Source organism: Caulobacter sp. SRI_008, from assembly GCF_057586355.1.
In genome coordinates this window covers 1-22,320 of sequence record NZ_JBYCZS010000044.1, presented here as the reverse complement: position 1 = coordinate 22,320, position 22,320 = coordinate 1, and the positions used below count along the sequence as shown (strand labels likewise).

Annotated in this window: 23 protein-coding genes and 1 pseudogene; 9 read left to right on the top strand and 15 right to left on the bottom strand. The window is 67.1% G+C overall.

The genetic code is table 11. The annotated features are described in order from the left end of the window. The 9 genes and pseudogenes from AC2YHT_RS25145 to flbT form a co-directional block, all read right to left on the bottom strand. A pseudogene (locus tag AC2YHT_RS25145) lies at positions 1 to 326 on the bottom strand (hypothetical protein); the annotation flags it as partial. 67 nt (positions 327 to 393) lie between these two features. Then, positions 394 to 3,237: a hypothetical protein gene (locus AC2YHT_RS25140; protein ID WP_487292535.1), complete on the bottom strand. Its 2,844-nt coding sequence runs from the start codon at positions 3,235 to 3,237 to the stop codon at positions 394 to 396. Positions 3,238 to 3,331: 94 nt separating this feature from the next. Further along, positions 3,332 to 3,886 (bottom strand): UDP-4-amino-4,6-dideoxy-N-acetyl-beta-L-altrosamine N-acetyltransferase, encoded by a 555-nt coding sequence (gene pseH, locus AC2YHT_RS25135; protein ID WP_487292534.1) that lies wholly within the window; start codon positions 3,884 to 3,886, stop codon positions 3,332 to 3,334. Between the two features lie 103 nt (positions 3,887 to 3,989). Then, positions 3,990 to 4,829 (bottom strand): flagellin, encoded by an 840-nt coding sequence (locus AC2YHT_RS25130; protein ID WP_487292533.1) that lies wholly within the window; start codon positions 4,827 to 4,829, stop codon positions 3,990 to 3,992. A 184-nt stretch (positions 4,830 to 5,013) separates the two neighbouring features. Beyond that, positions 5,014 to 5,328 carry a hypothetical protein gene (locus AC2YHT_RS25125; protein ID WP_487292532.1) on the bottom strand — a complete coding sequence of 105 codons (315 nt, stop codon included), beginning with the start codon at positions 5,326 to 5,328 and terminating at the stop codon, positions 5,014 to 5,016. 144 nt (positions 5,329 to 5,472) lie between these two features. After that, the gene (locus tag AC2YHT_RS25120) at positions 5,473 to 6,294 is read right to left on the bottom strand and encodes a flagellin (protein ID WP_198574983.1); all 822 of its coding nucleotides are present in this window, start codon (positions 6,292 to 6,294) and stop codon (positions 5,473 to 5,475) included. A 348-nt stretch (positions 6,295 to 6,642) separates the two neighbouring features. Next, a complete protein-coding gene (locus AC2YHT_RS25115; RefSeq protein WP_487292531.1) occupies positions 6,643 to 7,467 on the bottom strand; it encodes a flagellin in 825 nt (274 codons plus the stop codon). Between the two features lie 237 nt (positions 7,468 to 7,704). Continuing rightward, positions 7,705 to 8,067, bottom strand: a complete 363-nt coding sequence (gene flaF, locus AC2YHT_RS25110) for a flagellar biosynthesis regulator FlaF (protein ID WP_110121788.1) — start codon at positions 8,065 to 8,067, stop codon at positions 7,705 to 7,707. Then, positions 8,027 to 8,452, bottom strand: a complete 426-nt coding sequence (gene flbT, locus AC2YHT_RS25105) for a flagellar biosynthesis repressor FlbT (RefSeq protein WP_110121787.1) — start codon at positions 8,450 to 8,452, stop codon at positions 8,027 to 8,029. The genes flaF and flbT overlap by 41 nt, the downstream gene beginning before the upstream one ends. A gap of 193 nt (positions 8,453 to 8,645) precedes the next feature. Here flbT and AC2YHT_RS25100 point away from each other — a divergent pair, with 193 nt between their 5' ends. The 5 genes from AC2YHT_RS25100 to AC2YHT_RS25080 all read left to right on the top strand — a co-directional run bounded on the left by AC2YHT_RS25100 (position 8,646) and on the right by AC2YHT_RS25080 (position 13,025). After that, positions 8,646 to 10,439 (top strand): tetratricopeptide repeat protein, encoded by a 1,794-nt coding sequence (locus AC2YHT_RS25100; protein WP_487292530.1) that lies wholly within the window; start codon positions 8,646 to 8,648, stop codon positions 10,437 to 10,439. Between the two features lie 79 nt (positions 10,440 to 10,518). Then, entirely contained in the window at positions 10,519 to 10,899 is a 381-nt protein-coding gene (locus tag AC2YHT_RS25095; RefSeq protein WP_487292529.1) for a primosomal protein, read from the top strand. 88 nt (positions 10,900 to 10,987) lie between these two features. Beyond that, positions 10,988 to 11,137 carry a hypothetical protein gene (locus AC2YHT_RS25090; RefSeq protein ID WP_487292528.1) on the top strand — a complete coding sequence of 50 codons (150 nt, stop codon included), beginning with the start codon at positions 10,988 to 10,990 and terminating at the stop codon, positions 11,135 to 11,137. 93 nt (positions 11,138 to 11,230) lie between these two features. Further along, on the top strand, positions 11,231 to 12,097 hold the full coding sequence (locus tag AC2YHT_RS25085; RefSeq protein WP_487292527.1) for an AAA family ATPase: 867 nt from the start codon (positions 11,231 to 11,233) through the stop codon (positions 12,095 to 12,097). 94 nt (positions 12,098 to 12,191) lie between these two features. Continuing rightward, positions 12,192 to 13,025: a hypothetical protein gene (locus AC2YHT_RS25080; protein WP_487292526.1), complete on the top strand. Its 834-nt coding sequence runs from the start codon at positions 12,192 to 12,194 to the stop codon at positions 13,023 to 13,025. A gap of 170 nt (positions 13,026 to 13,195) precedes the next feature. Here the strand turns inward: AC2YHT_RS25080 and AC2YHT_RS25075 are convergent, their stop codons facing one another. Both AC2YHT_RS25075 and AC2YHT_RS25070 read right to left on the bottom strand, forming a co-directional pair. Continuing rightward, positions 13,196 to 13,567: a hypothetical protein gene (locus AC2YHT_RS25075; protein WP_110121782.1), complete on the bottom strand. Its 372-nt coding sequence runs from the start codon at positions 13,565 to 13,567 to the stop codon at positions 13,196 to 13,198. A 29-nt stretch (positions 13,568 to 13,596) separates the two neighbouring features. Beyond that, a complete protein-coding gene (locus AC2YHT_RS25070) occupies positions 13,597 to 14,409 on the bottom strand; it encodes a universal stress protein (RefSeq protein ID WP_487292525.1) in 813 nt (270 codons plus the stop codon). A gap of 180 nt (positions 14,410 to 14,589) precedes the next feature. On the opposite strand from AC2YHT_RS25070, the gene AC2YHT_RS25065 reads away from it, so the two are divergent. From AC2YHT_RS25065 to AC2YHT_RS25055, 3 genes are all read left to right on the top strand, one after another. Further along, positions 14,590 to 15,231: a YfbR-like 5'-deoxynucleotidase gene (locus tag AC2YHT_RS25065; protein ID WP_487292524.1), complete on the top strand. Its 642-nt coding sequence runs from the start codon at positions 14,590 to 14,592 to the stop codon at positions 15,229 to 15,231. Between the two features lie 13 nt (positions 15,232 to 15,244). Continuing rightward, positions 15,245 to 16,240 (top strand): NUDIX hydrolase, encoded by a 996-nt coding sequence (locus AC2YHT_RS25060; RefSeq protein ID WP_487292523.1) that lies wholly within the window; start codon positions 15,245 to 15,247, stop codon positions 16,238 to 16,240. Between the two features lie 78 nt (positions 16,241 to 16,318). Then, entirely contained in the window at positions 16,319 to 16,765 is a 447-nt protein-coding gene (locus AC2YHT_RS25055) for a hypothetical protein (RefSeq protein ID WP_487292522.1), read from the top strand. Between the two features lie 165 nt (positions 16,766 to 16,930). On the opposite strand, the gene glyS is transcribed toward AC2YHT_RS25055, so the two are convergent. The 4 genes from glyS to AC2YHT_RS25035 form a co-directional block, all read right to left on the bottom strand. Further along, complete coding sequence (glyS, locus tag AC2YHT_RS25050) at positions 16,931 to 19,108, bottom strand: glycine--tRNA ligase subunit beta (protein ID WP_487292521.1); 2,178 nt, start codon at positions 19,106 to 19,108, stop codon at positions 16,931 to 16,933. Positions 19,109 to 19,113: 5 nt separating this feature from the next. Then, entirely contained in the window at positions 19,114 to 20,010 is an 897-nt protein-coding gene (locus tag AC2YHT_RS25045; protein WP_487292520.1) for a glycine--tRNA ligase subunit alpha, read from the bottom strand. Positions 20,011 to 20,109: 99 nt separating this feature from the next. Then, positions 20,110 to 21,183, bottom strand: coding sequence for a fasciclin domain-containing protein (locus AC2YHT_RS25040; RefSeq protein ID WP_487292519.1), 1,074 nt, complete (start codon positions 21,181 to 21,183; stop codon positions 20,110 to 20,112). Positions 21,184 to 21,215: 32 nt separating this feature from the next. Continuing rightward, positions 21,216 to 21,566, bottom strand: a complete 351-nt coding sequence (locus AC2YHT_RS25035; RefSeq protein ID WP_110121777.1) for a DMT family protein — start codon at positions 21,564 to 21,566, stop codon at positions 21,216 to 21,218. 319 nt (positions 21,567 to 21,885) lie between these two features. On the opposite strand from AC2YHT_RS25035, the gene AC2YHT_RS25030 reads away from it, so the two are divergent. After that, positions 21,886 to 22,224, top strand: a complete 339-nt coding sequence (locus tag AC2YHT_RS25030; RefSeq protein ID WP_035046383.1) for a P-II family nitrogen regulator — start codon at positions 21,886 to 21,888, stop codon at positions 22,222 to 22,224. Positions 22,225 to 22,320: the final 96 nt, after the last annotated feature.

Below are 22,320 nucleotides of genomic sequence, written 5' to 3'. Positions count from 1 at the left end.
TCGGCGGCGGCCAGGGCCCCGGTCTCGTCGACGCCGACGTCGAGGGCGCCGGTGGCCACGCCGTTCTTCTTGGCGCATTCGGCCAGGGTGGTCTCGCCCACGAACTGGCCGCCGACGAAGCAGCGCAGCGGGCGGGCCGGATCGTTCAGCTTGGTGTCGTCCGAACGGCCGGTCTCGACGATCAGGCCGCCGCGCGAGGCCGGCGGATCCTCGGCCGGCTTGCGATCCTTGCCGCCCATCAGCGTGAAGGCCACGGCCAGGCCCGCGATCACCGCCAGGGCCGCTCCGCCGCCCAGCAGCACGCGTCGATCTTTGAGAAGTTCCATGCCCCCTGGCTACGACGCGTCGATGACGGTTTCAAGCGTCACGGCGGCCGCGAAGGCCATGCGCGGCCTAGCTGCCGCCGGTCAGGCGGTCCAGCGCGGCCTGGTAGTTGGCGATCTGGTTGGTCAGATAGGCCGGGGCCGTGCCGCCGGTCTTGCCCGAGGTGGTGGCCGAGCCGTCGGCCTTCACGCCGTTGGCGATGTCGGCCATCTCGCGATAGGCGTTGCGGATCGCCGCCGTGGCCGACTTCAGCAGGTCGGCCGTGGTCGCCCGGGCCGTCTCGTCGACCAGGCTGAGTTCGGTCGGCAGTTTCAGCCCGTAGACCGGCCCCTTGCCGTCGGCCGAGACGGTGCGGCCGTCGTCGGTCTTGGTGTTGCGCACGATGCCCGAAGCCAGGCCCAGGGCGCTCAGCACATTGCTGTCGCCCTTGCCCGGCAGCACTTCCACCGTCGAGGTGTTGTAGGCCGGGGTGATCTTCAGCTTGCGCATGTTGCCGTCGCTGGAGATCGACACCTTGGCGGCGTAGCCCGACGCCCGGCGGATCTTGTCGGCCAGGGTGTCGAGCGTGTCGTCGGCGCCGATGGTGATGGTGGTCAGCGGGCCGCGCTCGCGGGTGCGGATCTGGAAGGTGTCGCCCGGCCGCGCCGAGGTCGCCGACACGATCTTGTCCGACTGGGTGTAGTTCATCGTGCCGCGCGGCAGGCCGAAGATGTCGAGCGCGCTGGAGCCCGAGGCGTCGACCGCGATCGAGGTCGGAGTGGCGTAGCCGTCCTTGCCCGTCAGGCGCTGTTCCCAGGTGGCGTCGCCGGTGGCCATGTCGATCTGGGCGACGTAGCCGTCCTTGGTGCCGACCGTGGCCTGGCCCGCCAGGTCCTTACCGGCCGAGCCCACCAGCCAGACCTGGCCGTTGGAAACGGCCATGCCGGTGACCGTGTCGTCGCCCGTGCCGCCGTAATAGGCCAGGGTGTCGCCGGAAGTGCTGGTCAGGTCGAGCGACACGCGCGCGACGAAGCCGTCAGAACCGCCCGAGGCGGCCGACTTGACGTTGTTGACCGTCAGCGAGCCGTTGGTCGTGTAGCCGCCGACATAGAGCTGGCCGTTGTCGATGGTCAGGCCGGCGATGTCGCCGCCCTTCAGCGTGCCGAGGTCGCGCGTCGCGCCCACGGTCATGGTGGCGGCCTTGGTGTAGGTGACCGGTTTGGTCTCGTAGACGCCGGCCGAGTTCAGCGCCGTGCGGTTCTCGGTCACCACCGAAGTGGAGACGTCGAAGCTGCGCAGCATCGCCTCGCTGCCTTCCTTGCTGGCGACGATGACCTTGCCGCCGTCGACGACCATGCCCGAGACGGTGTCGTTCTCGGCGCTGCCGAAATGGGTGGTGAACAGGGCCTTGGGCGTGCCGGTGATGTCGGCCGCGAAGCCGGTCAGATAGTTGTCGTAGCCGCCCTGCGAGGCCGAGCCGGTGGCGCCGGGCAGGTCCGACTTGGTGCGGCCGGCCACGTAGACGACGCCGTCCTGGCCGAAGGCGACGGCCGTGGCCTCGTCTTCCAGCAGGCCGCCGCGACGCACCGTCCAGCTCTCGTCGCCGTTGGCGTCGTACAGCGACACGAAGCTGTCGGTCACCGTGCCGTTGCTGTCGGAGTTGATCGGACCCGTGGTGGCGCCGGTCAGGGTTCCGGCTACCGAGCCGGCCACGGCCACCTTGCCGTCGCTCGACACGGCGATCGAATAGCCGGTGGCGGTGTCGGCCGCGCCCAGGCTGCGGGCGTAGAGCAGCTTGCCGGCCGAGTCGTACTTCAGCAGGGCGACGTCCTGGTCGCCCTTGATGGTCTGGCTCTCGACGCTCTTTTCGACGTCGGCCAGCACGTAGATCGAGCCGTCGGGGCCGGTGACGGTCTTGTGGACCTTGGCGACCGTGCCCTCGAGCGTGTCGGAGAACACCTTGGTCCCGGCCGTCGCGCCCGAGCCGGCGCCGTACTTGGTCAGGGTGTTCTCGATGACCGCGTCGTCGGTCTTGGTGTCCTTGTCCGGGTCGGGGTTCCCGGCCTCGGTGGTGATATAGACGGCGGGCTTGGAGACCGAGGCGGTGAAGTTCAGCTTCTCGATCGAGTCGCCGCGGATGCGCAGAGCGAAGTCATCGCCGGTGGCCGGCAGCTTCACCGTCTGGCCGTTGACCGTGGTGGTGCGGGCCACGCCGGCCGTGCGCTCGACGGCGAAGGTGGTGTTGTAGCCGGCGGCAGAAAGCTTCTCGTTGAAGAAGCTGACCACGTTGGCCATGGTCCGCGGCTTGGAGCCCATCTCGGACAGGTCCATCTTCAGCGTCGTGGTCTCGCCGAACTTGGTGACCGCCATGTCGAAGCTGACGTCGCCCTTGAACTGCGGGACCTCGTCGTCGACCTGGCCGCTGTAGAGCGTGCTGGTGACGTAGCCGTAGACGTTCTTGGGGATGCCGACCGTCGACTTGTCGGTGGTCATGGCCGCGCCGGTGGTCAGGCGCATGTTCTCGCCGTTCAGGTTCTGAACGTAGTTGGTGAGCTCCGTCAGGCCCTTGGTCATCGCCGTCTGCAGGCGCTTGATCTCGCTGTCGGAGACGTTCTTGCCGCTGGCCTGGCTGGCGATCGCCGTCAGGGTGTTCAGGGCCTGGTAGGCGGTGAACAGCTTCTTGTAGTCGCCGGAAATGCCGGGCGAGGCCGCCTCGGCGGCGCCTTCGTCGATGAACTTGCGGCCGTTCAGCGCCGACTTCACCAGGTCGCTGGCCTGGGTGGACACCGTGGTCCAGGGCGCGGCCGGAATGGCTTTCTTGCTGGACGACGACGAGGTCGTCCCCGTGGTCGTCGTCGTGGACGCAGTCGAGCCCGTCAGGCCGACCTTGGCCTGATAGTAGCTCAGCAGCGAACTGGTGTCGAAAGTGATCACAACAGCTTCCACGGAAGGCGCAATGCGCCACACAGCGGCAATCTACGGTTATGAACGCTGACGTTTCGTTAAGACGTGTAAATGGAAGCCGACCTTAGGCGGCGATCAGGTGGGCGTCGCTGAGCGAGCGCCGGGCCTCTTCGCGCAGGCCGGCCCATTCCTCGGCCAGTATGCCCAGCAGCACCACGTCGCGCGGCTCGCCGTTCTTCAGCACGTGGCCGCGCAGATAGCCCTCGCGGCGGAAACCCGAGGCGGACTGAGCCTTCAGGGCGGCGTCGTTGTCGGCCATGACCTCGGCGAACACCTTGTGAAGGCCAAGCTCGCCGAAGGCGCGGTCGAGGCCCAGGACCTGGGCCGCCCGCCCTACCCCGCGCCGGCGGGCGTCGGCGGCGCCGACGAACCAGTTCCAGCTGGCCCGTCGGTGATGCGACAAAAGGCCCGTCAGGGTCAGCAGACCGGCCGGCGCGCCGGAGCGCACGATCATCCAGCCGCGCATGTTCGGATTGGTGCGCAGCGACTCGAACCAGGCGGCATGCGCTTCCCGGCTGGGGAAGGCGGCGTCCGACATCCAGCGATCGACCTCGGGCTCGGCGCGCCACTGAAACAGCACCGCCTCGTCTTCGTCCTTCAAGTCCCGCAGTTCGATCATGCCGAGCGAATCCCCTTGCGCCGCGACGCACAGAGTAACCACGCAAAAAACGCCGGCCTAGGGAAAGACCGGCGTTTGTTGTGACAATTCCGTAGCGGCAGCCTCAGCCGCCGCTGCCGAACAGCGACAGGATGATCTGCGGGGCGCTGTTGGCGATCGACAGGGCCTGGGCGCCGAGCTGCTGCTTGACCTGCAGGGCCTGCAGGCGGGCGCTTTCCTTGGCCATGTCGGCGTCGACGAGGTTGCCCACCCCGGTCTCCAGCACGTCGGACAGCTTGGAGACGAAGGTGTTGTGGGCGTCGATCTGCTTGGCCTGCGAGCCGATCGAGCCGACCGCCTGGTTGACCGAGGCGATGGTCGAGTCGAGGCGCGTCAGCACGGCCGTGGCCTGGGTCAGGCTGGCGATGCTATCGGTGGCCACCAGGCTGTTGTTGGGGCTGCCCAGCGACAGGGTCTGCAGGTTCAGCGAGATGACGGTCTGGGCGTCGGCGTCGGCCAGGAAGGTGATGGAGGCGGTCTGGCTGCCATCGAGGATGTTGGCGCCGTCGAAGGTGGCGCTGTCGACCACCTGGGTCAGGTTGCTCAGCAGGCCCTGGAAGTCGGCGTCGAGGGCCTTGCGGGCCGAGGTCGACAGCGAGCTGTCCTTGGCGGCGACCACCTTCTCGCGCATCTGGTTGAGCAGGTCGGAGACCGACTCCCCGGCCGTCAGGGCGACGTCGGCGATCGAGGTGGCGCGGTCGAGGCTCATCTTGACCGAGGACAGGGCCGAGCGGTCGGCCTGCTGGTCCTGAGCGATCGACCAGACGGCGGCGTTGTCCTTGGCGCTCGAGATCGCAAGGCCGGTGTTGATGCGGGTCTGAACGCCCTGCATCTCGTCATTGGTCTTGTTCAGATTCTGCAGGGCGATCAGCGCAGGCTGATTGGTGTTCACGCTCAGCGTCATCACGATCTCCGAACGGCGTTCTCGCCGACTTACGAGGGAGCTCGGTACGCGATTCGGCGGCCGAGCAGGATCGACCGTGAACTTGCCGTTGCGGCGGTAAGAATATGGTTAACGCGCGTAAACCATAACGCGCCTGCGACGTCGCGCCGCAAGCGTTGGCCGGAAATCCTTACGCGATAAGGCCTTAGGTCAGGCCGTCATAGATCTTGCCGGGGCCGTAGGACGCGGCGTCCTTGAACCTCAGCACGTCTTCGCGCGGATATTGCTTAAGGGTTTCGCCGGTGCGCCGGTCGACCGTCTTGTAGACGTAGACCCCGCTGTCGATGTCTTCCTCGATCACCAGACGCAGGTCGCCGGGCTGAGGACCGTTGTCGGCCTTCTGCTCGGCGGCGGTCGATGCGCTCTTGCGAGCATCGGCCTTGCGGGCGTCGGAAACGACATCGCCGTCCGAGGACGAGCCTGGGACGGTGGGCGAAACGATCGGATTTTGCGCGGACAACTCTTGAACCTGAGCCGTCAGCGCGGCTTTGCTTTCCATCTCTCCCATCGCCGCCGGTTCTCGGCGGCGCCTCTGTTATCCCCTCCCCGGCCAAGGCCGAAGAAAGGCGGGGGCGGCCCGCGAGGACCGCCCCCTGCTCGTTCCTTATCGGAACAGGCTCAGGACCGTGCCGGTCGACTGGTTGGCGATGGAGAGCGCCTGGATGCCCAGCTGCTGCTTGGTTTGCAGAGCTTGGAGCTTGGCGCTTTCCTTGGCCAGGTCGGCGTCGACCAGGTTGCCCACGCCGGCGTCGAGGCTGTCTTGCAGCTTGCCGACGAAGGTCAGGTGGGTGTCCAGGCCGGTCGAGCTGGTGCCCAGCGAGGCCAGCTTGTTGGTCGTCGTCTGCAGAGCCGTGTCGATGGTCGCAATCATCGTCTTGGCAGCGGCGGCGTCCGCGAAGGTGGTGCTGGTGCTCAGGCCGATACCAGCCAGCGACAGGGTCTTGGAGTTCACCGTGATGGCGGTGCCGTCCGAGTTGGCCAGGAAGCTGAGCTTCGTGGTCGAACCGTCGATGATGCTGGCGCCGTTGAACTTGGCGTTGCTCACGGCCTTGGTGATCTGGTCGCGCAGCGAAGTGAAGTCAGACTTCAGGGCGTTGAACGAGGCAGTGTTCAGCGAGGTGTCGGAAGCGGCCAGGGCCTTTTCCTTCATCTTGCCGAGCAGGTCCGTGACGGTGTCGCCGGCGGCCAGAGCGACGTCGATCGTGGATTGACCGCGTTGCAGCGAGTCCTTCACGGCGTTCATCGAGGAGGCGGTGGCCGACTGGTTCTTGGCGGTGGCCCAGATAGCGCCATTGTCTTTGGCGCTGCCGATCTTCTTGCCGGTGTTGATACGCTGTTGCGTAACGGCGAGATCGCTGTTGGTCGAGTTCAGGTTTTGCAGGGCGATCATCGCGCCCGAGTTCGTGTTGATGCTGTTCAGCGCCATAACGAATATGTTCCTATTTCAGGTTGTCCGACGTCATTTTGACTGCCGGGAGCGTTTTGCTCACTGAACTAGGAAGCAACTACCGGGCCAATCCTGCCCACCCATGCGAAATTTTTAAGCCGTTGAAATTACTACGTTATATGTTCGTTTAGGACGTTGTCGCCCGGCAATTCCTGCCGACTTTAGGCGCCATCCGGCAAAATGTGCCGGGCAGGTTTCAGCAGATGCGACCGTTTTGCCCACCCGAAAATCGACCGCCGGTCGCCGGAAATGCAGGACCGGAAAAAAGAAAACGCCGGGCGGTCTTTCGACCGCCCGGCGCTTGTCGCCGCCTTGGCGCTTCTTCGATCAGCCCTTGAACAGGGACAGGATCGACTGGGGCGCCTGGTTGGCGATGGACAGTGCCTGCACGCCCAGTTGCTGCTTGGTTTGCAGCGACTGCAGCTTGGCGCTTTCCTTGGCCATGTCCGCATCGACCAGATTGCCGACACCGGCGTCCAGGCTGTCCTGCAGCTTGCCCATGAAGGTCAAGTGCATGTCCAGGCCGACCGAGTTGGTGCCGAGCGAAGCCAGCTTGTTCGTCGTCGTCTGCAGAGCCGTGTCGATGGTGGCGATCATCGTCTTGGCCGCAGCGGCGTTCGCGAAGGTCGTCGTCGCCGACAGACCGATGCCCGTGAGGGACAGGGTCCGCGAGGAGACGGTGAACGCCGAGCCCGTTTCGTTCGCCAGGAATTCCAGCTTGGTGGTCGAACCGTCCACCACGCTGGCGCCGTTGAACTTGGCGTTCGTCACAGCCTTGGTGATCTGGTCACGCAGGGACGTGAAGTCAGCCTGAAGGGCGTTGAACGAGGCGGTGTTGAGCGAGGTGTCGGAAGCGGCCAGAGCCTTTTCCTTCATCTTGCCCAGCAGATCGGTGACGGTGTCGCCTGCAGCCAGAGCAACATCGATCGTCGACTGACCGCGCTGGAGAGAATCCTTCACGGCGTTCAACGAGCTCGACGTCGCGCTCTGCATTTCAGCCATCGACCAGATCGCGCCGTTGTCCTTAGCGCTCGAGATCTTCTTGCCGGTGTTGATGCGTTGCTGGGTGGTGGTCAGCTCCGAGTTGGTGGCGTTCAGGTTCTGCAGCGCGATCATCGCGCCGGCATTGGTGTTGATGGAGTTGGCGATCATAGGAACCTACCATTTTGGTGGAGAGCCCCGGCATTTTGCCGGTCGGGCGTTTTGCCCGCGGGAACCATCGCAAACGGCGGGCCAGTTCAGGCCAAATCGCAACGCCTTGAAATATAAGGGAATTAAAAATATCAGGCCGGAAACGAAACCGCCCGGCGAATGCAACATTCGCCGGGCGGCAGGTTTTTCCGAAGAGAAGCGGCAATCGGCGCCGAGCGGCGCCGTAGCGCGATCAGGTCAGGCCGCTTCGGCGCGAGCGGCCAGGCCCTGCATGATCATGCGGTTGATCTCGATCAGAGGCTCGAACTCCTCTTCCTTGCGCATGACCAGGCTCGAGTGCCGGCTGACCCAGAGGCTCAGCGAGATGATGCTCGCGCGCAGCTCCTTGGGCATGGTGTTCTCCGGCAGCGAGCAGTCGGTCGCCAGCGCGGACCAGACACGACGGTTCCAGTCCAGAGCGTGGATACGCTTCTGGATGTCGCCATCCTCGGCTTCCGAAGCCTCCATGAGGGCCCGAGTCACCTGTCCGAACAGACGGTACTCGACCTCTCGCGGATTCTCAGTCCTGGTCGCCGCCTGTTGGTAGGCCCGAAGAGACATTCCCCAACCTCTCGTCTTCGTAATCGATCAGCTTACGGCTCAGCATGAGCGCCTTGTAGTATTCACGCGCCATGACGTGTTTCGAGATCGCGATGCAATCGGCCAGAACGGCCGCGTTGCGCACCACGCCCATGAACTCGGTCAGGCGGGTGGCGAACTCGTCGTAGTATTTTTCGGCGCCGGCCTCTTCCAGGTACATCATCATGACCGGGAAGTAGATCCGACGCGAGGGCGTGGTGACCTGGTCGGGCTGCATGATGTCCTTCTCACGCAGCACCGAGGCCTTGTTCTGGAGGACCAGCACGCCGCGACGATCGCCGTTCTGCACGACCGCCCCGTTCAACACGAATTTCTCGCCGGGCTTCAGCGACAGCTTCAAAGGCACTTTTGGCCGCTCCTTTCCATCGCTGCGCCCGTCCGCCGTGATGGCGGTTCGCCGGAATGGCGTTCAGACGGGACCCTAGGTCGCCGTGGGTTAACGCCTTGTTGCCGCCGACGCGACCGTAAGTCGCAGCTTAGGACTCAATTAAGCATACTCGCCCAGAGGATGAAGTCATCCAATCGCCCAAGGTGGTCGCATGTCCCGCAATCTCGGCTTCGGAATCTCGGCCGCCGCCCTCGCAGCCGCCGAAGAAGCGGCCGGTGAAGGCGTCCACCTGGGCCTGCGCGCCGAACAGCTGGGCGATTCCGCCTCGTCCGATTCGATCGCCCGCCTGAATCTCGAAGCCCGCGCCGTCCGCGACCACGAAAGCGTGAAGCTGCTCAACCGCGCCATCGTCGCCGTGCAGCAGGGCGACTACGCCCGCGCCGAGAAGAACGCCCTCAAGGCCCTCAAGAAGGACGAGCGCACGGGCGTGGCCTGGCACGTCCTGGCCGTGGCCCGCGAGAAGCTGGGCGACTTCGCCTCCTCCATGCAGTGCTACGAGGCGGCGCTGCAGCTCCTGCCCAGCCAGGGCCAGGTGGCCGGCGACCTGGGCCGCCTGGCCTTCCGCCTGGAAATGCCCGACATCGCCGCCAAGCTCTTCATGCATTACCTGAACGAGCGGCCCGGCGACCTCGAAGGCGTCAACAACCTGGCCTGCGCCCTGCGCGACCTGAACCAGGAATCGGCGGCGATCGACGTCCTCAAGCCCGCCATCCAGGCCAATCCCGAAGTGCCGGCGCTGTGGAACACCCTGGGCACGGTGATGTGCAGCATGGGCGAAGGCCGCACCGCCCTCACCTTCTTCGACGAGGCCCTGCGCCTGTCGCCCAACTTCGGCAAGGGCCACCATAACCGCGCCTTCGCCCGCCTCGACCTGGGCGACGTCGAAGGCGCCCGCGCCGACTGCGAGGCCGGCATCGCCGCCGCCGAGTCGACCGAAGACCTGGCCACCATGCGATTCGCCCATTCGACCATCCTGCTGGCCCTGGGCCGCGTGGCCGAGGGCTGGGAGGCCTACCGGGCGCGTCTCGACCCCGAACTGCCTGGCGCGCCGCACTATCCGATGCCGGTCCGCGCCTGGGAGCCCGGCGAGGACCTGGCCGGCAAGCGCCTGCTGGTCCTGGCCGAGCAGGGCCTGGGCGACGAGGTGATGTTCGCCAACCCCCTGCCCGACGTCATCGAGGCCCTCGGCCCCGACGGCGCCCTGTCGGTGGTGGTCGAGCGCCGCCTCGTCCCGCTGTTCGAACGCTCGTTCCCGCAGGCCCAGGTCAGCGTCCACCGCACGGTGGCCTATCAGGGCCGCACCTACCGCAACGCGCCCTTCATTGAGGACTGGTCGAAGATCGACTGCTGGGTGCCGATGGCGTCGCTGCTGAAGACCTTCCGCCCGACCGCCGAGGCCTTCCCCGCCCGCGAGCGCTTCCTGACGCCCGATCCCGCGCGGGTCGCCCACTGGAAGACGGTGCTGGAAAGCGCTCCGCCCGGACCCAAGGTCGGCCTGCTGTGGAAGAGCCTGCGCCTGAACGCCGAGCGCGCCCGCCAGTTCTCGCCGTTCGAGCTGTGGGAACCCGTTCTGAAGACGCCCGGCATCTCGTTCGTGAACCTGCAGTACGGCGACTGCGACGAGGAGATCGCCTACGCCCGCGACCACCTGGGCGTCGAGATCTGGACCCCGCCGGGCATCGATCTGAAGCAGGACCTCGACGACGTCGCCGCCCTCTCCTGCGCGCTGGACCTGACGCTGGGCTTCGCCAACGCCACCATCAACCTGGCCGGCGCCTGCGGCGCGCCGATCTGGCTGCTGACCGGCGCGGCCGCCTGGACGCGCCTGGGGACCGACCACTATCCCTGGTACCCGCAGGCCCGCTGCTTCATCGCCCCGAACTACGACGACTGGCGGCCGATCATGGCGCAGGTGTCGGAGGCCCTGGGCGAGTTCGCCGGCTGAGGTTCAGGAACGACGGGCGCCGGGGCGGGTTTGACTCCCTGACGGGCGGCGATCGCGCCGCTCCAGCAGGAGACCCGCCATGCCCCCGGAAACCGATTTCGAGCCGCAGGACGTCGCCGAGGTCCTGGACGAGACCAACCTCACCGAAGACGGCGAGGACATCGCCAATTTCGACGAGATCGACGACGTCTACGACGTCACCCAGGCCGAGGACGACGCCTCGGAAGACGAGGACCTCGACCTCCTCGACGACGACGAACTCGTGGACATCGACGACGAACTGGAAGCCGGCCGCGACGACGAGGGCCTGGACGTCGAGCGCGAGCCGCTGGATCCGGTCGGCGGCGGCCTGTCGGACGAGGACCAGATCTCCGACGACAGCGAGGAACCGTCCGACTACGAGTCGACGCGCCTGGCCGACGACGACATCGAGGCCCTGGGCTACGACAAGCGCGGCTAGGCCGCGAAGGCCGGTCGGGTCCGCGATCAAAACATTCTAGCCGCGCGTCAAAGGCGGCGCATAATTCCGCTCCGCCAGGAGACCTCCCATGTCCGATCCAAAACCCGACGCCCCTGCCCCGGAAGATACGGAAAACCTCGAAGAACAGCTGGAGGAAGGCCTGGAAGATAGCTTCCCGGCCAGCGATCCGCCGTCCGTGGCCCGCCGTCATCGCCAACCGCCGCAGAACCCGTCTTGATCCGGAAGACCGATGCTCTGTAGGTTAGACTGACGTTTTGAACACTTGTTCGATGCGCGCCCGACGCAACGGGCGCGCCGTCAGGAATACCAGATGAGCCAGCGCTTCGAAGGCACCGCCGACTACGTCGCCACCGAGGACCTCAAGGTCGCCGTCAACGCCGCCGTGGCGCTGGAACGCCCCCTGCTGATCAAGGGCGAGCCCGGCACCGGCAAGACCGTGCTGGCCTATGAAGTGGCCAAGGCGATGAACGCCCCGCTGCTGACCTGGCACATCAAGTCGACGACCAAGGCCCAGCAGGGCCTCTACGAGTACGACGCCGTCACCCGCCTGCGCGACAGCCAGCTGGGCGACGAGCGCGTCAAGGACGTCAGGAACTACATCAAGAAGGGCAAGCTCTGGGAGGCGTTCGAGAGCGAGCAGCGCCCCGTGCTGCTGATCGACGAGATCGACAAGGCCGACATCGAGTTCCCGAACGACCTCCTGCAGGAGCTCGATCGCATGGAGTTCTTCGTCTACGAGACCGGCGAGACCATCAAGGCCAAGGTGCGGCCGGTGATGATCATCACCTCCAACAACGAAAAGGAGCTGCCGGACGCCTTCCTGCGCCGCTGCTTCTTCCACTACATCCGCTTCCCCGAGGAGCAGACGATGCAGGCCATCGTCGACGTGCACTTCCCGGGCATCAAGCAAAAGCTGGTCTCCGAGGCGCTGCGCATCTTCTACGACATGCGCAAGGTTCCCGGCCTGAAGAAGAAGCCGTCGACCTCCGAGCTGCTCGACTGGCTGAAGCTGCTGCTGGTCGAGGACATCGACGAGACCGTGCTGCGCGAGAAGGATCCGACCAAGCTGATCCCGCCCCTGCACGGCGCCCTGCTGAAGAACGAGCAGGACGTGCACCTCTTCGAGCGCCTGGCCTTCCTGGCCCGCCGCGAAGGCAGCGCCCGGCCGGGGCAGTAGGGATCTGGCGCCGATAAGGCGCAGTTACCGCGATTTCATTGGACGCGGATCGCCGACCCGCACACTTTCGCGCCGAACGCGAAGGACCCTTTCTATGCGCCTCATCCTCGTCCTGGCCGCCAGCGTGGCGGCCCTGGCCGCCTGCTCTCCGGAGGTGTCGGTGAAGACCGACAAGCACGAGGGCGTGGTCCACAGGAAGGAGCCGCTGCGGGCCATCTCGCGGCTGGACTGCCCTGAAAAGCAAGGCAGCCTGACGCGCGTCTCGGTCGCCGCCGACGGCCGCTCGTGCCAGTACGCCGGCGACCAGGCCGAAGTCAGCCTGCGGCTGGTCGACTTCCAGAACAACGACGCCGAAACCGCCCTCGCCCCGATCGAGGCCGAGCTCAAGACCCTGATGCCGCAGCTGAAGGCCTCGGCCGCCCCCAAGCCCCCGGGCGGCAAGAACACCGCCCACATCAAGCTGCCCGGCCTCAGCATCGACGCCCGCGACGAAGGCGCCGACATCCGCATCGGCGGCATGACCATCAACGCCAATGACGGCGACGCCCAGGTGCGGGTCACCAAGAACGTCACCGAAAGCGGCGGCGGCAAGACCACCAAGGTCGAGGAGCGCAAGGACGGCGGCCACGAGAGCCGCACGGTCCAGGTCAGCTCCAGCGACGACGGTGACGGCGACGTCTCGATCCACGCCAACGACGACGGCGCGGTGATCCAGCAGCGCCGCAAGGCCAAGGACGGCGTCCGCGCCACCCTGGTGCTGGCCAGCGACAAGGCCCCGACCGGCTACCACCTGGCCGGCTACGAAGCCCGCGGCCCGCAGGGCGGCCCGCTGGCCGTGGCCGTGGTCAAGGCCAAGCGCCGCGACAGCGAGGACGGCGACCTGTTCAAGGCCATGAAGGCGCTCGTGCGCCACAACGTGGGGGGCTAGCGCCTCCTTCTCCCCTTGCGGGAGAAGGTGTCGACGAAGTCGACGGATGAGGGGTCTCTCAGAAATCAAAGCGCCGCGACGGCTGATCGGCTGTCGCGGCGTTTCTGTACGCGAGACCCCTCACCCGACCTCCCTTCGGGAGGCCACCCTCTCCCGCAAGGGGAGAGGGATCAGATCGGCGTCACTTCCATGACCTTGTAGGTCAGCGGTCGGCCATCCTCGTCGGTGACGGTGACGTATTCACCGACCGCGAAGCGGTGCTGGCCCAGGCGATGCACCGGCTCGTCGTCGATCTGGTCGTCCTCGTCATAGTCGAAGAACCAGCGCTCGCCGCGGCGGGCCAGGCGGCCGTCGGCGGCGTCCTCGTCGGGGGCGAAGCGGCGGACGGCGCAGTCCTTCCTGGCCTTGGCGTACTCGGCCTCGTCCAGATGGCCGTCGTCGGTCAGCGGCGCGGTCAGGGCGTAGCCGCGATGATCGTCGCCGCCGGCGAACTCGGTGCCCGGATTGCGGGCCAGGCGCATGACGATGCGCGACAGGGACATGGACTGCCTCCTTCTTCTTGGTTGAGAACTCAGTGCGACAGGAAGAGCGACGGCCCGTCGGCGTTCAGCAGGCTGCGGGTCGTGCCGCCGAAGATGAACTCCTGCAGGCGCGGGTGGCCGAAGGCGCCGGCGACCAGCACCTCGGCCCCCTCCTCGCGCGCCGCTTCCAGCAGCAGCTTGGCCGCGTCGTGCGCGCCCTCCAGCACCCGCACCTGGGCGGTCACCCCGCGCGCGGCCAGGAAGTCGACCATCCGGGCCAGCTCGAAGCTGCGCGACGAGGCCGCCGGCGCGCCGGCCACCACCACCCGCGAAGCCTTCTGCAGCAGCGGCAGGGCCGTGCGCAGCGCCCGACTGGCCTCCTTGCCGCCGTCCCAGGCCACCAGGACCGTACCGCCGACCTTCAGGCCGGAACGCGCCACCAGCACGGGCCGCTGCTCGTCGGCGATCATCTGCTGGAAGGCTTCGGCCAACGGGCCTTTGCCGCGCGCGGCCGCGTCGTCGAACACGATCACGTCCGACAGGCGGCACTCCATGGCCAGGCCCGCCCACACCGGCGATTCCAGGGTGGTGACCCGGGCGCGCGGATAGCCGAGCGAAGCGACCAGGGCCTCGACGGCGTGAGCGCCCTCGACGGCGGCTTCCTTCAGGCTTTCGAGCGCGGTGACCTGCACCCCGCCCATGAAGCCCTCGCCCATCCACGGCATCAGGTCGGCCACGTCGGCCGGCGCGTGGATGGCGGCCAGTTCGGCGTCGAAGCCGGCGGCCAGCTCGGCCGCGGCCCGCAGGACGCCTTCGTCGGACTTGGCCCCGGCCAGCGGCGCCATGATTCTCGCCCAGCTCATGATCCATCCTCCAAATCGCCGGCGCGCGACGGGCGCCGAAATCGGTCCCCGCGCCCTGCCGTAACGCGCCTTTGCGCGCTTTCTGACAAAACGCATTTCCACAGGCGTCGGCCCGGGCCATCATTGATCTTCATCAAGCGATGCGGCACTCAAACCACCTTCACCGTAAGGAACGATCTCGTGGCCAAAGGGCTGCATAAGGGCCAGCCGAGAGCGTGGCAGCGGATGCTTTCGGGCCGCAGGCTGGACCTGCTCGACCCGTCGCCGATGGATATCGAGATCGAGGACATCGCCCACGGCCTGGCGCGGGTGGCCCGCTGGAACGGCCAGACGATCGGCGAGCACGGCTTCTCGGTGGCCCAGCACAGCTTGGTGGTTGAAGAGATCGCCGCCCACATCAAGCCCGACCTCGAGCCGCGCTGGCGCCTGGCCGCCCTGCTGCACGACGCCTCCGAATACGTGATCGGCGACATGATCAGCCCGTTCAAGGCGGCGCTGGGCGTCTCGTACAAGGACTTCGAGGCCCGGCTGGAAGACGCCATCCACATCCGCTTCGGCCTGCCGGTGAAGACCCCGGCCCCGATCAAGAAGCTGATCAAGCAGGCCGACCGCGCCTGCGCTTTCTTCGAGGCCACCCAGCTGGCCGGGTTCGAGCACGCCGAATCTCTGTCGATCTTCGGCGCGCCGCCAGCCGGCTACGACCTGAAGATCGTCCCACAGCCCCCGTTCGAGGCCCAGGCCCGTTACGTCCAGCGGTTCCACGTGCTGTCGAAGGCGGCCGGCTACGAATCCTCGCCCAGCGCGGCGTTCGAAACAGAATGATTGGCGAGACCGAATGAGCGGCGGCTCTTCCAGCTCCGCCGTCGTCATCGGCCTATCGGCCGTGGTCGTGGCCGTGCGCGACGGCGAGGTCGTGGTCTTGACCGTGCGGCCGCACGACGCCGTCACCGACATCGCCTCGCCCCTGCCCGGCCTGCCATTCGGTCCGTTCGACCCCGAGGGCCACCGCACCTTTGAGCTGGCCCTGCGCGCCTTCGTCACCGAGCAGACCCGCTTCCAGCTGGGCTATGTCGAGCAACTCTACACCTTCGGCGACAAGGGCCGCGACGCCCCGCGCGCCGAGGTCGGGGCCGGCGCGGCCCGCGTCGTCTCGATCGGCTATCTGGGCCTGACGCCCAAGGCCACCGACACCCAGGCGCCCGACACCGTCTGGGCGCCATGGACCCGCTTCTTCCCCTGGGAGGACTGGCGCGCCGGCCGCCCCGCCCTGCTCGACGAGGCGATCGCCCCGGCCCTGCGCCGTTGGGCCGGCGACGACGCCGACCGCCTGGCCCGCGCCCGCCTGGCCTTCGCCCTCGACGGAGCCCCCTGGAACGAGGAACGGGTGCTGGAGCGCTACGAGCTGCTCTACGAGGCGGGCCTCGCCCCCGAAGCCGCCCGCGACCGGGCCCGCGCCGACGGCCACGACCCGGCCGAGCCCGAGGCCCTGTCGGCGGCCCTGGGCGAGCCGATGATCTCCGACCACCGACGGATCCTGGCCACCGGGCTTTCCCGCCTGCGCGGCAAGATCAAGTACCGCCCAGTGGTGTTCGAACTGACGCCGGCCGAGTTCACCCTCTCGACCCTACAGCGCACCGTCGAGGCCATCGCCGGCGTGCCGCTGCACAAGCAGAACTTCCGCCGCGTGGTCGAGCGCGAGGACCTGGTCGAGGGCCTGGGCCGCCTCGACAGCGAAACCGGCGGCCGCCCGGCCGAACTGTTCCGCTTCCGGCGCGAGATCCTGGGCGCGCGGCAGGCCGGCGGGCTGTCGTTGCCGCTGCTGCGGGAATGAGTGCGTGATCCTCTCCCTTCGACAGGCTCAGGGTGAGGATCATGGCTGGCTCGGCGCAGGAAAAACCTCATCCTGAGCTTGTCGAAGGACGAGGTTTTCGCCCCGACGGTTGACCGCGCCCGCAACCTGCGGCCGACTGCCGGCATGAAGATCGACATCCGCATCCTGGCCGCGGTCGGCGCCGCCGTGATCCTGCTCGGCACGGGCCTGGGCCTCGTGGCCTACGTCTTCCACGACGCCGCCGACGAGGCGGTCGAAGACCGGGGCGACGACCAGCTGGCCATCTCCGGCGGCAAGATCGCCGTGCAGAACCGCTTCCCCGAAGCCACGGCCGTCGTCTTCGGCCAGGTCTTCACTCATCAGGACGGCGACGTCGTCTCGGTCTGCGGCCAAGTCGACATCCAGCAGGAACAGGACAGCTTCGACGGCCCCGAACGCTTCGTCTGGTCCGACGGCGCGCTGGTGATCGAGGAGGCGGACGGGACCGACGCGGTCAACGCCAAGTGGGCGGATGTGTGTGAATAGCCCCTCTCCCCCTGCGGGAGAGGGTGGCCTCCGAAGGAGGTCGGGTGAGGGGTCGCACCAACGCAAAACGCCGCGACAGCCGATCAGCTGTCGCGGCGTTTCATGTCTGAGAGACCCCTCATCCGTCGGCTATCGCCGACACCTTCTCCCGCAAGGGGAGAAGGATTAGCCCCCAACCAGACCGAAGTCAGCCACCTGGCCCATGGCCGCGCGGACGGCGGCGAGGGTCTTGAGGCGGTTGTCGCGGTGCTCGGGGTCGTTGACGAAGACACCGTCGAGATAGGCGTCGACCGGCCCGCGCAGCTCGGCCAGCTGGGCCATGGCGCCGGTGAAGTCTTCCTTGGCCAGGGCGTCCTTCAGCGGACGGTCCAGCAGGCGCAGGGCCTGGTAGAGCCCGACCTCGGCGGCGCTGTCGGCGGCCGGCTCCTCGGGCGTACCTTCCGGCAGCGGCCCCTTCTTCTCCTCGGCCTTGAGGATGTTGGAGGCGCGCTTGTAGCCGGCCAGCAGGTTCTTGCCGTCGTCGGTCTTAAGGAAACCGTCCAGAGCCTCGACCCGCGCGACGATCCGCACGAGGTCGTCGTCGCCCAGGGCGAACACGGCGTCTACCAGGTCGTGGCGCTTGCCCTGGTCCTTCAGCGTCACCTTCAGGCGGTCGGCGAAGAAGGCCAGCACTTCATCAATAGACTCGATCTCCCCGGGAACTGCCGGCACTCCGTCTTCGAGACGCTTGCCAATATGTTGCAGCAACACTGCTATTTCGGCCGCATCTTTCGCAGGATCCCGCGCCCTACCGGTAAGCCCGCCCTCGGCCGAAAGAAGATCGATAGACCACATTCCCTGCCAGGCTCGTCGCAGAACAGGGAGGAGCACCTCCATCAGGTGCAGGTTGACGTCAGCGCTCTGAATGAGGCGGATCACGCCCAGCGCCGCGCGTCGCAGCGCGTACGGATCTTTCGAACCCGTTGGCTTTTCGCCAATAGCGAAGAACCCGACCAGCGTGTCCAGCTTGTCCGCCAGCGCCACGGCCACGCTCAGCGGCGCGGTCGGGACGGCGTCGGAGGGGCCCTGCGGCTTGTAGTGGTCCTGAATCGCCGCGGCGATCTCGGGATCGAGGCCGAAGTGGCGGGCGTAGTAGCCGCCCATGATCCCCTGCAGTTCGGGGAACTCGCCGACCATCTGCGAGGTCAGGTCGGCCTTGGCCAGGCGCGCGGCCTCCTTGGCTTTCTCGACATCGGCGCCGACCAGGGGCGCGATCTCGCCGGCCAGGGCGACGATGCGCTCGACGCGCTGGGCCATGGTCCCGAGCTTGGCGTGGAAGGTCACGCCGTCCAGCTTGGCCAGCCACGGCTCGAAGCCGGTCTTGACGTCCTCGTCCCAGAAGAACCGGGCGTCCGACAGGCGCGACGACAGCACCTTGGCGTTGCCGGCGGCGATCACCTTGCCGCCGTCCTTGGCCTCGATATTGGCCACGGTGATGAAGTGCGGGGCCAAGCCAGCCTCCCCCGGCTTGCGCACGGCGAAGTACTTCTGGTGCGTGCGCATCGAGGTGCGGATCACCTCGGGCGGCAGGTCGAGGAACGACGGATCCATGTCGCCCAGCACCGGGGTCGGCCATTCGGCGAGGCCCGCGACTTCTTCCAGAAGTCCCTGGTCTTCGACCAGCTCCAGATGACGGGCGAAGCACAGGGTCTTGCAGCCTTCGAGGATGCGCGCCTTGCGCTCCTCGACGTCGAGCACGACGAAGTGGGCTTCCAGACCGGCGACATACTCGTCGAAGTCCTTGGCGACGAAGGGCTTGGCCTCACCCATGAAGCGATGACCTTCGGTGACGTCGCCGCTGGCGATGCCGTCGATGCTGAACGGCACCACTTCACGGTCGAGCACGCAGAGGATGCGCTTCAGCGGACGCACCCAGCGCAGCTTGCCCGTGCCCCAGGTCATCGACTTGGGCCAGGCGAAGCCGCGGACGATGGCTTCCACCATCTCGGCGACGATCTCGGCGGTCGGGCGGCCCTTCTTTTCGACGAAGGCCATCCAGACGCCGTTCTGCTCGACCAGCTGGTCCTGCGTCAGGCCGGCCTTGCGCAGGAAGCCGTCCATGGCCTGCTGCGGGGCGCCGACGCGCGGGCCCTTCAGCTCTTCCTTGCGGTCGGCCTGGGCCAGCGGCAGGCCTTCGGCCACCAGGGTCAGGCGGCGCGGGCCGGCGAAGGTCTTCAGGGCCTCGGGCAGGAAGCCGGCGGCGGCCAGGTGCTCGCGCGCCATGCGCTCCAGGTCCTTGGCGGCCTGGCCCTGCATGCGGGCGGGGATCTCTTCGGAGAACAGTTCGAGAAGCAGTTGGGGCATTGGAGTTACGCGGCTTCCTGCAGCTCGACCCACTTCTGGGCGCACATCTTACAGAGGTCGCGGATGCGGCCGATGTAGCTGGCGCGCTCGGCGACGGCGATCGCGCCCCGGGCGTTCATCAGGTTGAAGAGGTGGCTGGCCTTGAGGACCATGTCGTAGGCCGGCAGGACGAGGGTCTCGTTCTTGTAGGAGCGAGCCAGCATCAGCGGCACCTGCTCTTCCATCTGCTCGAACTGCTGCTTGAGCACGGCGACGTCATAGCCGTGGAAGTTGGCTTCCGACTGCTGGCGCTCGTTGGCCAGGAAGACGTCGCCATAGGTCAGCGCGCCCAGCGGCGAGTCGGGATCGTTGAACGGCAGGTCATAGACGTTGTCGACGCCGAACACGTACATGGCCAGGCGTTCCAGGCCGTAGGTCAGCTCGCCCGCGACCGGGCTCACGTCCAGGCCGCCGACCTGCTGGAAGTAGGTGTACTGCGACACTTCCATGCCGTCGCACCAGACTTCCCAGCCCAGGCCCCAGGCGCCGACGGTGGGGTTTTCCCAGTCGTCCTCGACGAAGCGGATGTCGTGGGTGCGCAAATCGAGGCCGATGGCCTCCAGCGAGCCCAGGTACAGGTCCTGCATGTCGGCCGGGTTCGGCTTCAGGATCACCTGGTACTGGTAATAGTGCTGCAGGCGGTTGGGGTTCTCGCCATAGCGGCCGTCGCCCGGACGGCGCGAGGGCTGGACGTAGGCCGCGTTCCACGGTTTGGGGCCGAGCGCGCGCAGCACCGTGGCCGGGTGCAGCGTCCCCGCCCCCACTTCCACGTCGTGCGGCTGCAGGATCACGCAGCCCTTTTCGCTCCAGTAGTTATGGAGCGTCAGGATGAGGCTTTGAAACGATTTGGGGGCGGCGGGCATGACGTCCGAACAAGGGCCTGAAAAAAGTCGGCGGACCATAGGGCCCGCCGACTGTCGCTTCAAGCGAAGGGGACGTCGTTTGTTACACCCCGTTCGAACTTAGTTGCCCTTGGCGGCCGAGCGCTTGCCGGCGTTGGACATCGGCGAGCCGTAGGCCTTGCGGTTCTCGGGCGTGTCGGCGACCGGCGGGTTGGAGACCACGTTGGCGTCGCCGGCCTTCAGGGTCGCCTGCTGCTCAGGGTTCAGCGACGAGGCCGGCAGGGTCGCCGAAGTGGGCGCGGCCGTGCCGGTGTCGGCCGCCGGCGCCGTGGTGGCGGCGGTCGGATCGGCAGGGGCCGGCGCGGTGGTCGGGTTCAGGGCCTGGTCGGCCGGGGCGTCGGTGGCCGACGGGGTCGCGGCCTGATCCGGAGCGGGCGCCGGCGCGGCCTGGGCGGCGACGTCGGAACCGGCGTCGGTGGCCGACATCACGTCGGCGCTGGCGGTCGTCGAGGCCATGCTGGTGGCGGCGTCATCCGTCGCGGCGGCGGCCGCCTGGATCGGCACGTCCTTGGGGATCAGCACCTTGTCGACCACGTGCAGCACGCCGTTGGTGGCCAGCACGTCGGCCTGGACGATATTGGCGCCGTCGACCATCGGGGTCGCGCCGCTGCCGTCGAGCACGACCGACGAGCCCTCGACGGTCTTCACCTCGCCCTTGGCGCCGTTGATCTTGCTGCTGTCCACCTTGGTGTTGATCACGTGGTAGGTCAGCACCTTCTGCAGCTGAGCGGCGTTGGCCGGCTGCATCAGGCGATCGAGCTCGCCGGCCGGCAGGGCCGCGAAGGCCGCGTCGGTCGGGGCGAACACCGTCAGGTTCGGATTGCTGGCCAGCACGCTGGTCAGGTTGGTGGCGTCCAGGGCCTTGAGGAAGACCGTGAACTGCCCCGAAGCCTTGGCCGTGGCGATCAGGTCGCCGTTCGGGGTCACCTTGGCGGCCGCCGTCGCCGGGGCGGCGGTGGTCGCGGGAGGCGGAGCGGCGGGCGGCTGGGCCGGGGCCGTCGTCTGGGCGATCGCAACGCCCGAGAGCAGCGCGACGGCGGCGGCGGCGGAGAGGAAGCGCGTCACATACATGGCCTGGTCCTTTCGCTCGAATTCCAGGCCGGCTGTACGCTCCAGATTGCGAGTCCGTTGCACGACCTCACGGGCTCGTGATCCAGACTTCGCCGTTACTTGAAAAAGAACACCAGTGAAGCTCCGGCGAAGATCAGCAGGAAACCCAGCGCAGTCGTCCAGCGGATCGCCTCTCCGAGGTAGAAGTAGGAAAACAACGTGAAGACGATCAGCGTGATCGCTTCTTGGCCGGTCTTGAGCTGGGCCGTGGAATAGACGCCCGCGCCGATGCGGTTGGCGGGAACCGCCAGCATGTATTCGGGCAGCGCGATCATCCAGCTGGTCAGGATGGCCAGAGGCAGGGCGATGGCGCGGTGCTTGAGGTGACCGTACCAGGCGAAGGTCATGAAGACGTTCGAGCAGATCAGCAGCGCCCACGGGGCGATCTTGGCCCACAGGGGCGGCATGGAGAATCCTCCGAAAGGGAGATGGGAGCCGCGATTGTAGACGTTCAGCGACGTCCCGCGCCACGGCGCCGCTGGACGCTTATTTTGCCTTCTAAAAGTGCAATATCGGTGTTCTATGATTATTTTTCCGGCGCCTCGTCCCTTTCGTTTCTCAAACCCTAACCCGTGCCCCCGTTCCAGGAACCGTGGCCGATAGCGTGCGAGCGCCGGGGAAACGACGCGGCCGCATTCCGGCGGCGTCGCGGTGATCGAGTGAGCGAACGCGCTCTAGCAACCAAACAAGGGGGGCCTGCCTGTACGGCGGGCCGGAGCAAGGCGGATGAAACTGATCATAGCGGTCGTCAAACCCTTCAAGCTCGATGAAGTCCGCGAGGCGCTGGTCGCCGCGGGCGTCGAAGGCCTGACGGTGTCGGAAGTGAAGGGTTACGGCCGCCAGAAGGGCCAGACCGAAATTTATCGCGGCGCGGAGTACCAAGTGAACTTCGTGCCCAAGGTGAAGCTGGAAGCCGTGGTGGACGATGCGTCCGCGGCCAAGGCGGTCGAAGCGGTCAAGGCCGCCGCGGCCACGGGCAAGATCGGCGACGGCAAGATCTTCGTCCTCAATGTCGAAGAAGCCGTGCGCATTCGGACGGGCGAAACCGGCCCGGCCGCTCTGTAATCGTCGGGGAAAGGGGATACCAACGATGAAACTCACCTTTAAGCCGCTGGCTGGGCTGATGCTCGCCGCGACTCTCGCGGGGGCGCCGATCGGCGC